The following is a 14,355-nucleotide window of genomic DNA, read 5'->3' on the forward strand; positions in this document are numbered from 1 at the left end:
AAAAACCGGAACAGGTTTAACTCCTGCTCCGGTTCCTTTGCTATTTTAAGGATAGCATATTTTTTGTGTACTTTTGTGTACTTTTGTGTACTCTCTAATGTTTTTTTTAGAGTACATAAAAGCATTAAGTTGTAAGCGCTAAATAGAAAGTGATAATTAGATATTTTAGGTACATTATATATTCGAATGTTAATTATTTATTTAATTACTTTTTTGCCTGATTATTCAATTGAAGTTGGCTGATTATTGGGGGCAATAAAACACCTATTGTAAAAAAAATAGTTAACAGCAGAATGAAAGTATGGTAAGGAAAAGCAAATTCAAAATAAGGAATTTCTATCTTTGCTAGTTTACCAATGATAAAGTCCAAGTATATTCCTAGTGTACCTAACAATAAAGCTAATACTGAAAAATATAATACCCCTTCCATCATGAAGGCTTTTATCATTTCTTTTTTTGTTATTCCAAGATAACGTAAAAGAGTGTGTTCCTGTTTGTCACGTACATATTCCGTCAATAAAGTATTGAGGAAGACAATGGTTCCGAGAAAGAAAAACAGGATGCTTACCCCGGTCATTGTGATCCGGCTGAACGTAATATAATTTTTATTTTCCGCAATCAGATCAGTCCTTGATATACATTCCAGAAGATTGATAGTGGTCAGCCCCTTTTCCATATTGTAGTTATAGTTTTCATCTCGGATCCACACATTAAGCTGCTGTTTCACGCTGCTTTCCAAGTTACCAGCCGCATTAAAACTGATAGACAGGATCTGTTCGTGCATAAAGGCACCAAGTGAGTTATAGGTATCAGGTGTCACCGCAATAATGACAACATTGTCCCCATCCCATGCCAGAGGAATATTGGGAAAAGCTTTTTCCTCAGCTTCGGCATACCCACAAACTGATAGTTGTGCGGATGGATAATCATCGAGGTCAGAACCATCTGGCAAGGTATCATATACGGTAAAGGATTTTCCCATGTTTGAACGGATAGCTGAATCTGAATTGCTGTAAAGCAGGTTTTTGCTTATGATGATCGCACCATGATGCTGTTCCCATTCATTTTTATTTATTTTTCTTCCTGCCTTTTCTTCATAGGAACACAACTTGCCTACTGTGCTTTTATCCATTGGCTGGATAACGATCTGTGTATCATCCTTAATATTTAAAACTCCAAGCACACTCTTCTGATCTGTGTCCAGGGATGGAAAATATCCTTTCACAAAACGAATGTCACAGATGGAATCATGCAGGTTGTCCGTCAAATCATGAACCATACCCGACGTAAACATCTGATTTTCGGTGTTTTCCGACAGATTTTCTCTCATATTCGCGCATGCATTCTGTGTGATACTGACCTGGAAATCCGGAATTGCTAAAAATGCCTTTTCGTAATCAGCACCGGAGGCTAAGGTATGGGAAACAAGAGCCATTTCACATCCCAAAAAGAGAAAAATGACAGTTGCCATAAATGCCTTCTTCTGCTTCGATAGAAACATCAGGGACAGCTGCACAGGGATGTTTTTACCAGTAAACTTTAACAATTTGGCTGGTCGCACCTTTCTGCCTGTCATTTCATGAGACTTCCCATAATAGGAAGCGGTAACCAGCGGTGAAATCGAATTGACTTTTTTAAGAACCGTTGAAGTCGGAATGATAATAGATGCTAGGACAATCAGTAAAACAAATCCGCAGATCAGCACATCGGATTTCAAATTGAAAATAAAAAGGCCGTCATGATGATTATAGAGAGCGATCCGGCTGCTCAAAAACATAATCAGATAGGCCGACATTTCACCGAGAAGATAAGGCCAGAGACAGGTATTGCATTCGTCCTTCCTTAATACAAAGGCAATTTGTTTGTTGGTAACTCCCAACACCTTCATCAGACCCCAAAACCGCACACTTTCCTTATAAGTGGTAAGAATAATCCGGCTGATGAAAAATATCATGACACAGCAAATAATAAGGAATGAGAAAACGGCCAGAACGATATTCCCGGAAAAATGCACCAGCGATGTATAAAGTGCGGAATCCTCATATGTAATCTGAACTTGTTTATCAGCTACCAGTCTGGAAAGGATGTTCTGACTTTCCGCTTTGGTTATCACAGGATTTGTAAATGAAACCAGCAGTGTGCAGGGAAAATCATGGAATCCGCTTTGCATTTTTGCATTTTCGGAAATATATGCCGTTGAGGTATCAGACAAGCTATCGTAATAACCGGTTAATGTAAAGGTTCGTTTTCCTGTATTTTGCGTATGAAAAAGATCATTCCAATAAAAATCGGCAGAAATCGTCATTCCGATTTCCGGATGATAGATCCCCAGATATTTTAAAGCTGCTGTGGAAAGCATGATGTCATTAACTTTTTCGGGATATGTACCGCTGAAAGAGGTAAAAGAAGGACGGATCATTGTCTGAAACGTATCTGTGTCGCAGTAAACGCATGACGCATAAACCTGTTCTTTATCGGTGAGCTTTCCTAAATCATGGATTCTTCCGATTTTCTTAATGTGAAGCGACCCCGAAAGAGATGAGACTACCTCTGCATCTGCGTTTTCTACTTGAACTTCTGCGGTATTTCCGTGCTCCTGCACACTCCTGGCTGCTGAATTCATGATCTTTGACGCAGACAGCTTCAGCAGAAGGGTCAGCAAAAAAACGCCGATTACGATAGTTCCCTTAAGAAACCGACGGTATAATGCGCTCTTTTTCTTATAGGCAAGATCTATGAAATTGTCATTTTTTACTCTCTTCCGCAATGATTTTACCATCCTCAATATGTATAATCCGATCGGTTTGTAAAGCAAATTCTTCATTATGTGTCGCCATAAGAACGGACATGTTATTTTCAGATACTGCAGTTCGGAGCAATTGCATGATAGATCTGCCATTGACCGAATCCAGACTTCCCGTAGGTTCATCCGCAAGTAACAGGGATGGACTTGCAAGCATTGCCCTTGCAATCGCAGCTCTCTGCTGCTGCCCTCCGGATAATTCAGCTGGCATCTGCGTTAATTTATCCTCTATGCCCAGTTGCTGCGCGATTTTCTCCACTTGCTGAGCGGTGATGGATTTTTGCGACAGTTGAGCGGAAAAACATATATTTTGAAATATGTTTAGCGAGGGAATGAGATTGTAATTTTGAAAAATGAACCCGATATGGTTTCTTCTGAAAATTGTTCGTTCTTCTTCATTCATAGAATCAAAACAAATGCTGTTAAAGATTATGGAACCGGAAGTCGGGACAATTAATCCGCCGATTGCGTTCAAAAGAGTGGTTTTGCCGCTCCCGGAAACTCCAACTAAAGACACAAATTCTCCCCTCTGAATCGTTATGTCAACATTATCTAAAGCTCGTAAAAAAGTCATTCCACACGAAAAATCTACCGTCAATGCTCTGGTTCTCACAAGTATGTCATTACTCATACAATATCTCACTCTAAATTCCAATAATTGTCTAAAGGCTTAATGTTAACGTGAAGAAAATTAATTATCTCTTTATCATCAAAATAGTAATTGACAACTTTACCTTTGTTAAACTCAATCAACATCGGGACTCCAGGAACTACAAAATTGTTCTTTCTGAATTGTAATTGAGGATGTGTTGATACTGCATATACTTCTCCTGCTTTTTTCCCTTTATGTAAAGTAGCATAGTCTTGATTAATTAAAACTATCTTATACAACAAAGGAGGATACTTCTTTTCTACTTGCGAAGCATTCATATTTTGATTGTAAATAATGTCACCAGACCCATTCTCATATCCAATTTTAACGTCATTATCTTTTTCAAAACTTTCCCAATCGAAATCTTTTAATCCAACACATGATTCCACATTTACTTTTTTTAATTTATGTGTTTTTGAGAAATCATTTACAGCAGATTCTATATTTTTACAGTAGCGACAATCATCTTTATAAAAATATACATAATAGTGTTCCTTATTAGAGAAAAGCTCATTTACTTTTACTCCATAAGTGGATTTCTCTGACTCCATTTTAGGATGAATAAAAAAACATACAATCAACGAAAACAATAACATAATTACTATAAAAATAAGGATTAGTACAAGTTTCTTTCGGTTATGTGTTGTTTCCATTTCATTATTCTTTACGTTTGCCATATAAACTCTCTCCTCCTAATTTTTATAATTGATTTTATCAGACGAATTAATTTCTACTAATAAGCCATTTCCCCATACTATTTATGTTTATTTGCTTATCAAATCGTTGTGAAAAGGAGTCATTATGGCTTATCATGACTAAAGTTAAATCCGATATATTCAATAAAAAATTCATAATATCTGTTGAATCTTCAGAATCCACTCCTTCTAATGCTTCATCCATGATCAAAACCTCAGGTTTAGCATATAGCGCTCTAGCCATAGCGATCTTTTGGCGCTCTCCTTTAGAGTAATTTTTCCCATTTTCAGTTACAACACTATTAATACCATGTGGAAGTCTAGATATAAGGGCATCCAATTTTAATCTTGAGATCAGCATATTAAGTGAATCAACATCTGCATCATTACTAGCAAAAATATTCGAAGCAATTGTTCCTGAAAAAAGATATTCATCGTCTGAAACATAATAAATCATTTGATGAATACATCTAGATGAAATTTTTTTATAAAGCACATCATTCAACAAAATTTCGCCTTCACACGGTTCATACAATCCACATAATATTTTTGCAAACGTCGTTTTACCTGTCCCGGAAGCGCCTTTTATAAACAGTTTATCCCCTTCATTTATTTCAATAGAACAGCCTTCCAATACACGAGAATAAGAATTATATCCAAATCCTATATTTTTGGTCCTAATATTGTTAAATTTGCAGATCTCTATACCTTCATCTTCACCACTCTTAACGTTAATTAGAGAAAGCAATCTTTCCTTTGATACTTTAGCAGCCTGATATACTGTTTGCAAATCAACAATATCTTTCATGGGTGATAATAAAAACCCAATCAAAATATTTAATGTAACCAATTCTCCTATCGATAGCATTCCATTCATCACTTCGTTTATTCCGATAAATATTAATGCAACCTCACCGATACCATTAATTATCATTTTTATTGCAGCTTGTTTATTCTCCAAATCCCCAAGATAAAAAACACGTTGCTGCCATAAGTGAAAACAGTCTGTTCCATCAATCATCATTTTATTTTCAAGGCTGTTAACACGTAGAGATTGAGCGCCTTCTATTGATTCAACTAAAAGAGTAGTTACTCGTGCATCAGAATTTCTTAATAAAATATTTTGCGAATCATATATTTTTTTGAATGATTCAATAACAATTAAGTATGCTAATAATATTATAATTGATAAAATAAAAATCTTAATGCTTTTCCGGATCAGTATAATACCTACAATAGCTATCAATAAAATATCAGAAGGAATAATTAAAATCGACGTAACGCATGCATCTTCTATTTGCGCTACATCCCGAATACGTGATAGAATTTCCCCGCTTTTTCTTGATTCCAAAAATGACAGAGGCCATCTTAAAATACAATGATAATATTTTTTAAATAGAGTCTCGCTAATATTTTTTCCCAATTGCAACGAGTTCTCTACTCGAAACCAATCTACCAAAACCTTTAGCAAAATCATCTGTATACTGATAGCTGTATAATAAATTAGGGTATAGAATAATTTGTAAGGCACTACTGAATCAATAACTGTTCCGAAATAAAAAGAAAACGCAACAGCAAATATTGCCGAAGCTATAGAGCACAAAATAATAGTAATAATTTTTCTCTTATTGTCTAATATACTCTTTTTCAAAAAATTATTTTTTTCTGGCGAATTAGCTTCAGCCTGTTTTATTTCTTTAAATCTTGCAGTGACTTCACATGTTACTAAAATACCTTCCCATTTGTAATAAAATTTGTCGCTTCTATTCCCTTCGAAAAAAATCTGTTCATTAACTCGTAGAAATCCCTGTGCAGGATCAGCGACAATTAATTTTCCATTCTTTACACCATATAAAACAATAAAATGGAAAGCACCATTATAGTCAGTTGTTAAAGCAATACACGGATATGTTATTTGACTTATGTCAATCTCATCTCCAGTCTTGATATATGCTTCAGCTTCTAGTCCCAATTTACTCATAGCATGACACAATTCATAAATTGATGCTCCTTCTTCCGTCATTTCTGTTATTCTTCTTACCTCAGCTAAACTAATTTTCATACCGAAATAAGATGCAATAGTAGCAATGCAAGCACATGCGCAATCTGTAGTGTCATATTGACGAACACACTTATAATTTTTTTTCAACACGATTATATATCCTTGTAAAATATGTGATAAGACATCATCTGAATACAAATGGCTTCTGGCCTTTTAAAAAAAGGGTGAGATTTCTCTCACCCGTCCAGTAAATTTTAGCCCGTGTATCCACAAACTTCATAGCAAAATTGGATATATTTACTTGCCTTTGCATGTTGACCAGCATTTTCGTACTTCTTTATTTGTGCAACCATTTTACTAGCAGAAGATGGGCAGCAAAAATAATACCCATAATTACTGTTACATACCCCTCCCCGATACAATTTCATTTCATTATCGTTCATTTTAGTCATTCCGATAATACTACTCATTTCTTAACACCTCCAATTCAACAACAGTTATCAACTGGATAATTACTACTGCATTGGAATCACCTTCCTTTCTAAAGCATGTGGATGCACAAACTATTAATTCTGCACCCATACCTGTTGTGTCTTATACACAGCATCATGATGCTTGGTGCCAACTTGAACCTGATCAAAAACGACTGTATAACTTCCATGAGTATAATCGTTGTGATTGAATGCCATATCTTGAGCGTGCTCATCCCATGCATCAGAAGTCGGAAAAACCTGCCCACAAGTATTGCATTTAGATCCTACTGCCTGTGTTTCATAAATTGGTTCGTCATAGGCAGCCGAAACAAGAACCTGTCTCGTTTCATAATGGCCGGAAGGCTGTGAAGGTTGAGCGGGTTGTGCGGTCTGTGTATTCTGTTTCGGTTGAGTCGGCTTTACTGCCAGACTACTGGGATGTGTATTCTGTGTCGAAGCAGAGCTTGCCTTGCTTGTGCTTGGTTTCTGTGCAGATCCCTTCTGTCCGGAAGAAGTCTTGGCAGAACTGTTAGAGCTTGACTTAACTGACGTTTTGGATGTTTCAGCGGGAGTAGTGCTGCTTTCAATGGGTGCAGGCGTACTCTCCGTAGCTTCCTGCTCCGTTTTTTCTTCAGAGTCTTCGGTCGTGGGATCTTTCCAATCCTCGGAAGAATCTACCTTTTCGTCTTCTTTGCTATCGGACTTTACAGAGATATTTGCTTTTTCGGCACTTGCTTTGTCAGCCAATGTTACCTTATTCCGACTTCCTGTCTGGGCAAACCAAATCCCGCCAACAAGACAGAATACAAGAACCAGAAGGACGGCAACAGATATTTTTTTATGCGATTTTATGAGATCAAGAAACTTTGTGAAATACTTTTTCATGGCGATGTCCTTTCTAGCACGTTAATCGCTTAACAGTTTTCGCTCCAAATCAGCTAATTCTTCGTCCGTATACGATGGACTGGATCGTCCGGGTCCGCTCTCCGCTCTGGGCTTCTCCGGATTGTAAAGATCGTGATTGACTTCTGCCTGGTAGTAGCTTGTGATGGTTTGCGGAGATCGATACAAGGCGGTCAGAAGATAGCTTCGGATATTGCGGATCTTTGTCTTGGTATGCTTCATGGCATCGATCACATACTCCAGGTGAAACGAGTTCAGTTCCAGAAACCGTTCTCGTACTTTCGCTGCCGGATAGTCTTCGCCTCCGATCCGGATTGTTGGACTGCTTGTCCGACAGCTATCAATAATGAGCTGGTACAGTTCCAGATACATCTCCAAGTCTGGCCAGTCAGTACGCTGCCTCATGGCAGCAATCGACAGCTTTTCCTTGATCTGCTGTTCGAACGTCTGTTTTCTGTCCATCCATCCATCCATCCATCTGTTTTTCTTTTTGTTCGCTGGAAGATCTATTTTGGGTTTCTTGATGGATAGATGGATTATATATATTTATATCTTTCTCTATATATTCTTTCTCTGCCGGAAAATTTTTCCGTTCTAGATCGGAAGATTTTTCCGTTCTTGATCGGAGATTTTTTCCGTTCTTGATCGGAAGATTTTTCCGTTCAAGACAGGCCATTTTTGTCCTATCTATATTTTCAGTATATTCAGTTACTTGATTGAAATCAACTAATTTTTTGCCGATATTATCGAAATTTTCCTTTTGCGATACATTTGGATTCTCTTCTGCTTTTTCGTTCCCATGATCCATATCGGCATTAGAAACCGGAATATCTTCGTCTTTTTTCTCCGGGACTGTCTCTTCCTGCTCTGGAAGTGGTTCTGCAAAATCGAAAGGATAGATTTTCGATTCTTTGCCCTGTCCCATTACTTGGACTTCGATCAGACCATAGTCTACCAGTTCTTTCCGATATTTAAGTGCAGATCGGTCGGAACATTGCAGATCTTCACAGATTTCTGTGGTCGAGTACTTGATATATACTCCTTGTTCATCTTCCCAATGGTTTCGCTCTGAGAGATGCATCCGGTTCAAAATTAAACTATATAGAATCTTTGCATAGGCAGACATAGAGCGATATGCATCATCATAGATAAGGATCATTGGAATCGGGATGAAGTTGTATCGAATACCTTTTCGGTAATCATGAAATCGTTCAAGTTTTGGTGCCATGATATCTTCCAGTCTAGAATGCTTCTACAACATTTAAAAAAATCGAGCCATTATCGCCGGGAGCATTTTTCCTGATATGGTCAATCAATCCCGCCTGCTTCAACTCATAAATGTAACGCCTGATACTTCGTGTGGAGCACCCAAGATCGGATGCCATATCTCTTTGGGAATAATTGATAAAAACCTTCCCGGATCGGTCCCGGTTTCCAGTCTTTGCAGCCTCTATGTATTTTTTCATCAAAATGCTATAAAGGATTTTCGATGAATCGGAAAGCTTCTCATACTCTTCGGAGGAGACTAATGAAGAAGGAAGATAATATGAATCGATAAATAAATCCATTAACATGACTTGCCCTCCCGTAGATTTTTAGAGAAACAATCGATCTGATGCTGTAACTTGGCAACCTTTCGATCCGCCTTCTGCATTTCTTTTTTCAGACGGTTGTTTTCCTCCAGCATTGCTTCTGCAGCTGCTAGTCCCTGTTCCTTGATTACAAGCTGCATCTTTTTCAGATGGTCGGTATATTTTTTCGAGGCTGCATCGGAGAAATCGATGGCAAGCTCGAATCGTTCATGAAGCGATTGCAATTCATAACGAAGAAAGAGTTCTGTCACATCGGGACGATTTTCCTGGCAAAATTGAAAGAAATTCTGGTAGTCCTTTTTCGAGAAATTGTTAGGATTCATTAATGTCTCCTTTCCAATACCAAGTTGTTTGTGAATACCACTTATGGTTGCACCTACGGTGATGGAGCACCGCAGGTGCGAAAAAAGGTGGTAAAACCATTCCGGGAAGATCCCGGAAGCCCTCTTTCCCGTAATGAGCGATGGGCCGACATTGCCCGAAAGAGGGAGCCTGTCTTATTCGCCGCGGGAGGATAAGGAATAGAGAATCCAAACCATCACACCAAAACAGGCTAATCGAAGGAACAAAAACGGAAGGCTTTTGCATTTGAAAACATCGAGAAGGACCAGAACGCCAACCGAAATAAGAGCTAGAATCAGCTTTTTAATAAGGTCCTTTCCGATTTTTTGCCTTTTTTTCTTATTCATTTGGCCAGACCTTATCAAAATCGATGCGGATCGGTTTTTCGAGAAAAATACCGTAAAGAAGAGTCTCGACCCTCGAAAGGTGTTTTTCCTTGAACCAGTCCAATTCTTCTATATTTTGAAAATCCGGAGCAATGAACCACTCAAAACGATAGCCATTGTTTGCTGCATCGAAACCGTATCCGGTAATGAAGGGATCATCCCCAAGCTTTTGCAGGGATTCCTTAATAACGCAATAGTCTTTTCCTTCCACCTGGAAAGGGACTGCTGATCCGTTTTTTACCGAATCCACCATTCGGCCATACCTTTTTTCCTGTTCCATGTTTTTCTCCTTTTCTTAGAACCTTTTTCCGCAACGACCGCAGAATTTGGTTTTGGAATCAAAAATCATTAGTTTTGCTCCACAATAAGGACAAGTTGTAACCTCAATCGTTTCCAGGGAATCTTCATCCATTGAGTCTTCGATCCGATTGTTTCTTTCCAAAACAGACCGAAATGACCTTGCTCGATTTCTTTTTTTTCGAAAAATCATTCCATTTCTCCTCTCCCTCTTTTCTCTCTACGCACATTCGACAAGGAATAATGGTAGATTGTTAATTCTATTCCTCTTCAATTCCGTATTTCTTTTCTTCTCCTCATTCTTCCAAGACCCACAGGACTTGGCTTCCACAATATCCGCAAAAATTAAAGCCGGATTCGAAAATCAGCCTTCTTCTGCAGAAAGGACAGATACCAATGTGAACTGCTTCCTGGAGAGTCTCTTTCTGTGGATTGATGATTTTATTTTTGTTCTGATCCAACTGCTTTGGTTCGTTTTTCTCAGTTTTATCTGTCTTACGAGAAAACTGAAAAGTTCCGGGTTCAGATTCTTCTGTGTCAGAATCTGACACAAAATGTTCCGATTCTACTTTTTTAATGTTTTTTTTGATCTCCTTTGCTGTGGTCACTCCCTTTTCCAAAAGAGAATCCTGCTTTTCTACCGGAAGTTTGGACAGTTCGTAGGCAGCATCTTTGGTCAGAGCACCGTCCTTGTACTGCTCCATTCCGCTCTCACCCAGACGGTTGCTGATCGCCTGATGGATTTTTACGGTAGAAGGAGACAGATGCAGCTCTTCGGCAATCATCTCGACGGTCCGTTTTCCCTTCGGCCTTTGAAACGTTTCCGGATAGGAATCCAGGAGTTTCTTCATGCCATTAATCTCTTGTGTGATTTCGTAGGAAGTTTTCTGGTCATAGGCATTGGTCGAATAAACCGTAAATTCTGCCCGGACATCATCCATATCGTTCATGACGCAGCATGGGATCATGGAAAACGATTCTTCCTGCTCTTCTTCCACGAGATATTTGCAAGCCCGATACCGCTTATGCCCGGACAAAATCTCAAAGGTATCTCCTGCCTTCTTCCGGACAATCAATGGTTCCAATACTCTTCCATCCAGAAGTATAATATCAGCCAACCGATGTACGCTTTCCGGTGTCAGATCCCGATATTGATAGGGACTTTCCTCCAACTGGTGATAGTCAATGTTCCGAATATGGAGCGAAGGCGTAGTTGCTTTCGGTTCAGCGAAAGAAGACATTGCCTGGATTCTCTGCAATCTTCCCATATCATGCCTCCTTTTCTGCAAAACGACTCAGGACATCCTGGGCCAACTCTTCAAAATCTTTGGTAACGTCTGCGGTTTTTCGATGCATAAGGAGTGGCTTGAACAGAGAAAGGCTGCTATTGACCTTTGCCGTGTTCCGGATAAAGATATCGGAAACCGGATAATCGTGATGATTCGTAAGATCATCCAGCTTATTCATCTGGTCCTTTGTCATTGTTAAGTGATTGATTACGGCAGACCAGTTGATTTTCTTTCCAGAAGCATCTTCCAAATCTTCGATCGTAGAAGAAATAAGGTTTAAATTGGAAATTGAAAATCCGTCCAAAAAAATCGGCACCAGGAGAAGATCGCTTGCCACAATCGCATTCTGACTTGCAGAATGTGCGTCCGGAGGACAGTCGATAATACAGAAATCATACAGATCTTCTACCGGAAGAAGCATCTTTTTCAAATCATCCAGAAACTCAAATTCAGATGTTTGGTTCGATCCCCTGGCATAGGACACGTTCTTGAACCGTTCCGAAATATAAATACCAGGCTTTACGCTTTCAGCATGTTTTTCTGCCAACTCCGAAATATCCGGATAGGAACACTTTTTCCGCCGAAGTTCCGGTTCAAAGAAATAGGTCAAATTAGCTTGGGAATCGAGATCAAGAAAGAGAATCCGATGCCCTTCCTTTGCCAGTTCTGATCCAAGGTTAAAGGAAATGGTTGTCTTTCCTACTCCACCTTTTCGGTTCCAAATCGTGATTGTTTTCATGGTTGCCACCTTTCTTTACACTTATTTCAAGTATTGCATCCTGGGCTCCATCCCACATGCAGTACCGGGTTCCTTTTTTAATTAATTGTGCCCTTGCTCTTTCAAAAACAAGTTTTGTGCCTTTTTCAGCCCCATCGGAGATATCTGCAGCAGTTGGAGCGTTGTGAGATCGCTCGCATAAATCCCGGTTAATGTCTCCAACATTTTTTTCCGTATCTTATATGCACGGCTACGCTGAATTCCCTTTTGTAAGATCATTGGCTCTGGATTTCTTTTCATCTTCTCTGCTTTCAGAAAAACCTCAAATATTTCTTTTTCCCAGCAATTTGAAATCAGATCATACGAAATTTTAATTCTGGTTAATTGATCTTTTCGAGCCTTGACCACAGCAATCTGTTCGCTGATGTCCTGGACCTCTTCTTTTTTGATCTGAGATACAGACTGAAGAACAATAAAAAGATCAGAACCACCGGAAGTTTGGATTCTTGCACCCAGATCCGTATTTTGCGGATGGAAAGAGGCTTGTCGTATCTTTTCTGCAGATTCTTTCTGTATGGATACGATCATATCGTACAGATGGCTGATTTTCTGAGTCAGGCTTCTTAGTTCTTCTTCGTAGTGGGCAAGCAGAAAGAATAAGTCATTTCCATTTAGATCGAAATCATCATTTTCCATCACATCCCCTTCCCAGCATCAGAACTATCGCAATTTCATCTTTTCTGCATATTCTGCCGAATAAGTATTAAAGTTTTCTCCCTTAATCCCCCTTTGTAATTCCCGATAGATCGTTGCTATGTGAAAGCCTGTTTTTTCTGCAATTTCCCTAGGCAGGCATCCATCATGGATATATGCTTCGATCTTTTTTCGGTCTGCAAAAGTCAAATGTCTCATCCAAGCGTTACCTCATTTAATTTTGTGTAGTGACTGGGTCCAAGACGCTTTACGTCCAGCTCAAAGTCAGCCTGTTTGTATCTCCGAAACTTGTCAGAAAGCAATTTCCGGTAGCAGTCGTAGTACTGCGGTGGCCGGATATATCCAGCTCGCTGATCACTTGCTTTTACGTCTCGGACCACAGAAAGTGCGTAGCTATCCGGCATCTTATATTCTCTCTTTTTTCTTTTAAAAGGCATTTGTCAATCCTCCTTTCTATTTAGCTTGTTTCTTTCCTCCTCTTCTTCATCGCCTTCTCGATATTGCGGAACACGGGAGCCGTTCCTCTTGGTGCTCTTTCGAGCGTCCTGCACGACTCGACATGCTTGCCGGAGAGGTCCTTCCTCTTTCCCGATTCGAGGTACGCCCAACGCCCGATAACTATGGCGTATTCCTCTCGCATTGCGAGACGGGGATGGCTTCTCGTTCCTATCCATTCGCCATATGAGATGATAGCCTTCTTCGGCTTCTCTATGGCGGATGCCTGTCTCTGCTTCCTGTCCAGCTCGTTGATTCTGTCCAGCTCGTCGATGTCGATGTTTCTGATGGCGTCCTCGCTGATTGAGAAGAAATCTGTTCTGTTGGCATACCGTGATGTGTGGTGCCAACTTGATTGACAAAGAAAGTACTGTCTCAAGACGGAAAGAGGATATCCCGCCATCCTTTCATCTCCGGAAAGTGAGACAATCTCCTTCTTCGTCCATTTCGAAAACGGCTTCTCGCCATTCCTGTACGCTTCGGAAGCCCTTTTCGACATTCTGTATCCGTCATATCCGCTATTCATGTCCCTCATTCCTGTTGTTCCTTCCTTTTTTTACATTCTAATTCCCGAAAATGGTCCGAATTCATAAAGCCATTTTATAAGATCTCTTTCCTTTCTCCCCATCTTGCCGTTAGGACAGCTTTGGATTATTCTTCGACAGAGCCGAATATATCTTCGTATGTGTCACCGTCCAGATGGTTCTTTGCCCACTCCTTTGCTTCACCCACAGAAAAGGGAATGATCTTTTCGCCATAGCAGTATCCGTTGAAACAATGTTCCGCATACTCTGTCATAGCACCGCCCTCACCGTGAAGGAAAAACTCTCCGGTTTTCTTGCGGTACAGATGCTCTTCCACACTTATAAAATCGTTATGACCATATCCATTCTCCCAGTCTGCCACACACTTTGCTGTGTTCGTGTCGTACTCCTTGCCATTGATGATCTTTTTCATAGTTTTTCTCCTTCTGAAAAATAAAAAAATAGTGCTG

At 39.5% G+C, this 14,355-nt stretch carries 18 protein-coding genes; all 18 read right to left on the reverse strand.

Annotated elements, in window-relative coordinates:
• Nucleotides 1-205 precede the first annotated feature (205 nt).
• On the reverse strand, nt 206-2,767 hold the full coding sequence (locus tag ACTQ1O_RS05935) for an FtsX-like permease family protein (protein ID WP_441486521.1): 2,562 nt from the start codon (nt 2,765-2,767) through the stop codon (nt 206-208).
• Nucleotides 2,745-3,434, reverse strand: coding sequence for an ABC transporter ATP-binding protein (locus ACTQ1O_RS05940; protein ID WP_441486522.1), 690 nt, complete (start codon nt 3,432-3,434; stop codon nt 2,745-2,747). Before ACTQ1O_RS05940 ends, ACTQ1O_RS05935 begins: the two co-directional genes overlap by 23 nt.
• A gap of 8 nt (nt 3,435-3,442) precedes the next feature.
• A complete protein-coding gene (locus ACTQ1O_RS05945; RefSeq protein WP_441486523.1) occupies nt 3,443-4,132 on the reverse strand; it encodes a hypothetical protein in 690 nt (229 codons plus the stop codon).
• Nucleotides 4,133-4,178: 46 nt separating this feature from the next.
• The gene (locus tag ACTQ1O_RS05950) at nt 4,179-6,350 is read right to left on the reverse strand and encodes a peptidase domain-containing ABC transporter (RefSeq protein WP_441486524.1); all 2,172 of its coding nucleotides are present in this window, start codon (nt 6,348-6,350) and stop codon (nt 4,179-4,181) included.
• A 56-nt stretch (nt 6,351-6,406) separates the two neighbouring features.
• Entirely contained in the window at nt 6,407-6,622 is a 216-nt protein-coding gene (locus tag ACTQ1O_RS05955; RefSeq protein WP_441486525.1) for a hypothetical protein, read from the reverse strand.
• Nucleotides 6,623-6,718: 96 nt separating this feature from the next.
• Nucleotides 6,719-7,510 (reverse strand): hypothetical protein, encoded by a 792-nt coding sequence (locus tag ACTQ1O_RS05960; protein WP_441486526.1) that lies wholly within the window; start codon nt 7,508-7,510, stop codon nt 6,719-6,721.
• Between the two features lie 21 nt (nt 7,511-7,531).
• On the reverse strand, nt 7,532-7,990 hold the full coding sequence (locus ACTQ1O_RS05965) for a DUF6017 domain-containing protein (RefSeq protein WP_441486527.1): 459 nt from the start codon (nt 7,988-7,990) through the stop codon (nt 7,532-7,534).
• Nucleotides 7,917-8,756 (reverse strand): replication initiator protein A, encoded by an 840-nt coding sequence (locus tag ACTQ1O_RS05970; protein ID WP_441486528.1) that lies wholly within the window; start codon nt 8,754-8,756, stop codon nt 7,917-7,919. The genes ACTQ1O_RS05965 and ACTQ1O_RS05970 overlap by 74 nt, the downstream gene beginning before the upstream one ends.
• A 13-nt stretch (nt 8,757-8,769) precedes the next feature.
• Nucleotides 8,770-9,102 carry a replication initiator protein A gene (locus tag ACTQ1O_RS05975; RefSeq protein WP_441486529.1) on the reverse strand — a complete coding sequence of 111 codons (333 nt, stop codon included), beginning with the start codon at nt 9,100-9,102 and terminating at the stop codon, nt 8,770-8,772.
• Nucleotides 9,096-9,443: a hypothetical protein gene (locus ACTQ1O_RS05980; protein ID WP_441486530.1), complete on the reverse strand. Its 348-nt coding sequence runs from the start codon at nt 9,441-9,443 to the stop codon at nt 9,096-9,098. The genes ACTQ1O_RS05975 and ACTQ1O_RS05980 overlap by 7 nt, the downstream gene beginning before the upstream one ends.
• A gap of 358 nt (nt 9,444-9,801) precedes the next feature.
• Nucleotides 9,802-10,128 (reverse strand): hypothetical protein, encoded by a 327-nt coding sequence (locus tag ACTQ1O_RS05985; protein ID WP_441486531.1) that lies wholly within the window; start codon nt 10,126-10,128, stop codon nt 9,802-9,804.
• Nucleotides 10,129-10,441: 313 nt separating this feature from the next.
• Nucleotides 10,442-11,413: a ParB N-terminal domain-containing protein gene (locus ACTQ1O_RS05990; RefSeq protein ID WP_441486532.1), complete on the reverse strand. Its 972-nt coding sequence runs from the start codon at nt 11,411-11,413 to the stop codon at nt 10,442-10,444.
• 1 nt (nt 11,414) lies between these two features.
• A complete protein-coding gene (locus ACTQ1O_RS05995) occupies nt 11,415-12,173 on the reverse strand; it encodes a ParA family protein (RefSeq protein WP_441486533.1) in 759 nt (252 codons plus the stop codon).
• Between the two features lie 81 nt (nt 12,174-12,254).
• On the reverse strand, nt 12,255-12,848 hold the full coding sequence (locus ACTQ1O_RS06000) for a hypothetical protein (protein ID WP_441486534.1): 594 nt from the start codon (nt 12,846-12,848) through the stop codon (nt 12,255-12,257).
• A 24-nt stretch (nt 12,849-12,872) separates the two neighbouring features.
• Nucleotides 12,873-13,064 carry a helix-turn-helix domain-containing protein gene (locus ACTQ1O_RS06005; protein WP_441486535.1) on the reverse strand — a complete coding sequence of 64 codons (192 nt, stop codon included), beginning with the start codon at nt 13,062-13,064 and terminating at the stop codon, nt 12,873-12,875.
• Nucleotides 13,061-13,303, reverse strand: a complete 243-nt coding sequence (locus tag ACTQ1O_RS06010; RefSeq protein ID WP_441486536.1) for a hypothetical protein — start codon at nt 13,301-13,303, stop codon at nt 13,061-13,063. Before ACTQ1O_RS06010 ends, ACTQ1O_RS06005 begins: the two co-directional genes overlap by 4 nt.
• 20 nt (nt 13,304-13,323) lie before the next feature.
• Complete coding sequence (locus ACTQ1O_RS06015; RefSeq protein ID WP_441486537.1) at nt 13,324-13,896, reverse strand: hypothetical protein; 573 nt, start codon at nt 13,894-13,896, stop codon at nt 13,324-13,326.
• Between the two features lie 116 nt (nt 13,897-14,012).
• A complete protein-coding gene (locus tag ACTQ1O_RS06020) occupies nt 14,013-14,318 on the reverse strand; it encodes a hypothetical protein (protein WP_441486538.1) in 306 nt (101 codons plus the stop codon).
• Nucleotides 14,319-14,355 lie beyond the last annotated feature (37 nt).

This window comes from Bilifractor sp. LCP21S3_A7 (genome assembly GCF_052118825.1).
GTDB lineage: Bacteria > Bacillota > Clostridia > Lachnospirales > Lachnospiraceae > Bilifractor.

Excerpts from the sequence above, each read along its gene's own strand:
- ACTQ1O_RS05980 (WP_441486530.1), bottom strand. The coding sequence starts at position 9,443 with ATGAATCCTAACAATTTCTCGAAAAAGGACTACCAGAATTTCTTTCAA.
- ACTQ1O_RS05960 (WP_441486526.1), bottom strand. The coding sequence starts at position 7,510 with ATGAAAAAGTATTTCACAAAGTTTCTTGATCTCATAAAATCGCATAAA.
- ACTQ1O_RS06015 (WP_441486537.1), bottom strand. The coding sequence starts at position 13,896 with ATGAGGGACATGAATAGCGGATATGACGGATACAGAATGTCGAAAAGG.
- ACTQ1O_RS05945 (WP_441486523.1), bottom strand. The coding sequence starts at position 4,132 with ATGGCAAACGTAAAGAATAATGAAATGGAAACAACACATAACCGAAAG.
- ACTQ1O_RS06020 (WP_441486538.1), bottom strand. The coding sequence starts at position 14,318 with ATGAAAAAGATCATCAATGGCAAGGAGTACGACACGAACACAGCAAAG.
- ACTQ1O_RS05970 (WP_441486528.1), bottom strand. The coding sequence starts at position 8,756 with ATGGCACCAAAACTTGAACGATTTCATGATTACCGAAAAGGTATTCGA.
- ACTQ1O_RS06005 (WP_441486535.1), bottom strand. The coding sequence starts at position 13,064 with ATGAGACATTTGACTTTTGCAGACCGAAAAAAGATCGAAGCATATATC.
- ACTQ1O_RS05985 (WP_441486531.1), bottom strand. The coding sequence starts at position 10,128 with ATGGAACAGGAAAAAAGGTATGGCCGAATGGTGGATTCGGTAAAAAAC.
- ACTQ1O_RS05955 (WP_441486525.1), bottom strand. The coding sequence starts at position 6,622 with ATGAGTAGTATTATCGGAATGACTAAAATGAACGATAATGAAATGAAA.
- ACTQ1O_RS05995 (WP_441486533.1), bottom strand. The coding sequence starts at position 12,173 with ATGAAAACAATCACGATTTGGAACCGAAAAGGTGGAGTAGGAAAGACA.
- ACTQ1O_RS06000 (WP_441486534.1), bottom strand. The coding sequence starts at position 12,848 with ATGGAAAATGATGATTTCGATCTAAATGGAAATGACTTATTCTTTCTG.
- ACTQ1O_RS06010 (WP_441486536.1), bottom strand. The coding sequence starts at position 13,303 with ATGCCTTTTAAAAGAAAAAAGAGAGAATATAAGATGCCGGATAGCTAC.
- ACTQ1O_RS05965 (WP_441486527.1), bottom strand. The coding sequence starts at position 7,990 with ATGGACAGAAAACAGACGTTCGAACAGCAGATCAAGGAAAAGCTGTCG.
- ACTQ1O_RS05940 (WP_441486522.1), bottom strand. The coding sequence starts at position 3,434 with ATGAGTAATGACATACTTGTGAGAACCAGAGCATTGACGGTAGATTTT.
- ACTQ1O_RS05975 (WP_441486529.1), bottom strand. The coding sequence starts at position 9,102 with ATGTTAATGGATTTATTTATCGATTCATATTATCTTCCTTCTTCATTA.
- ACTQ1O_RS05990 (WP_441486532.1), bottom strand. The coding sequence starts at position 11,413 with ATGGGAAGATTGCAGAGAATCCAGGCAATGTCTTCTTTCGCTGAACCG.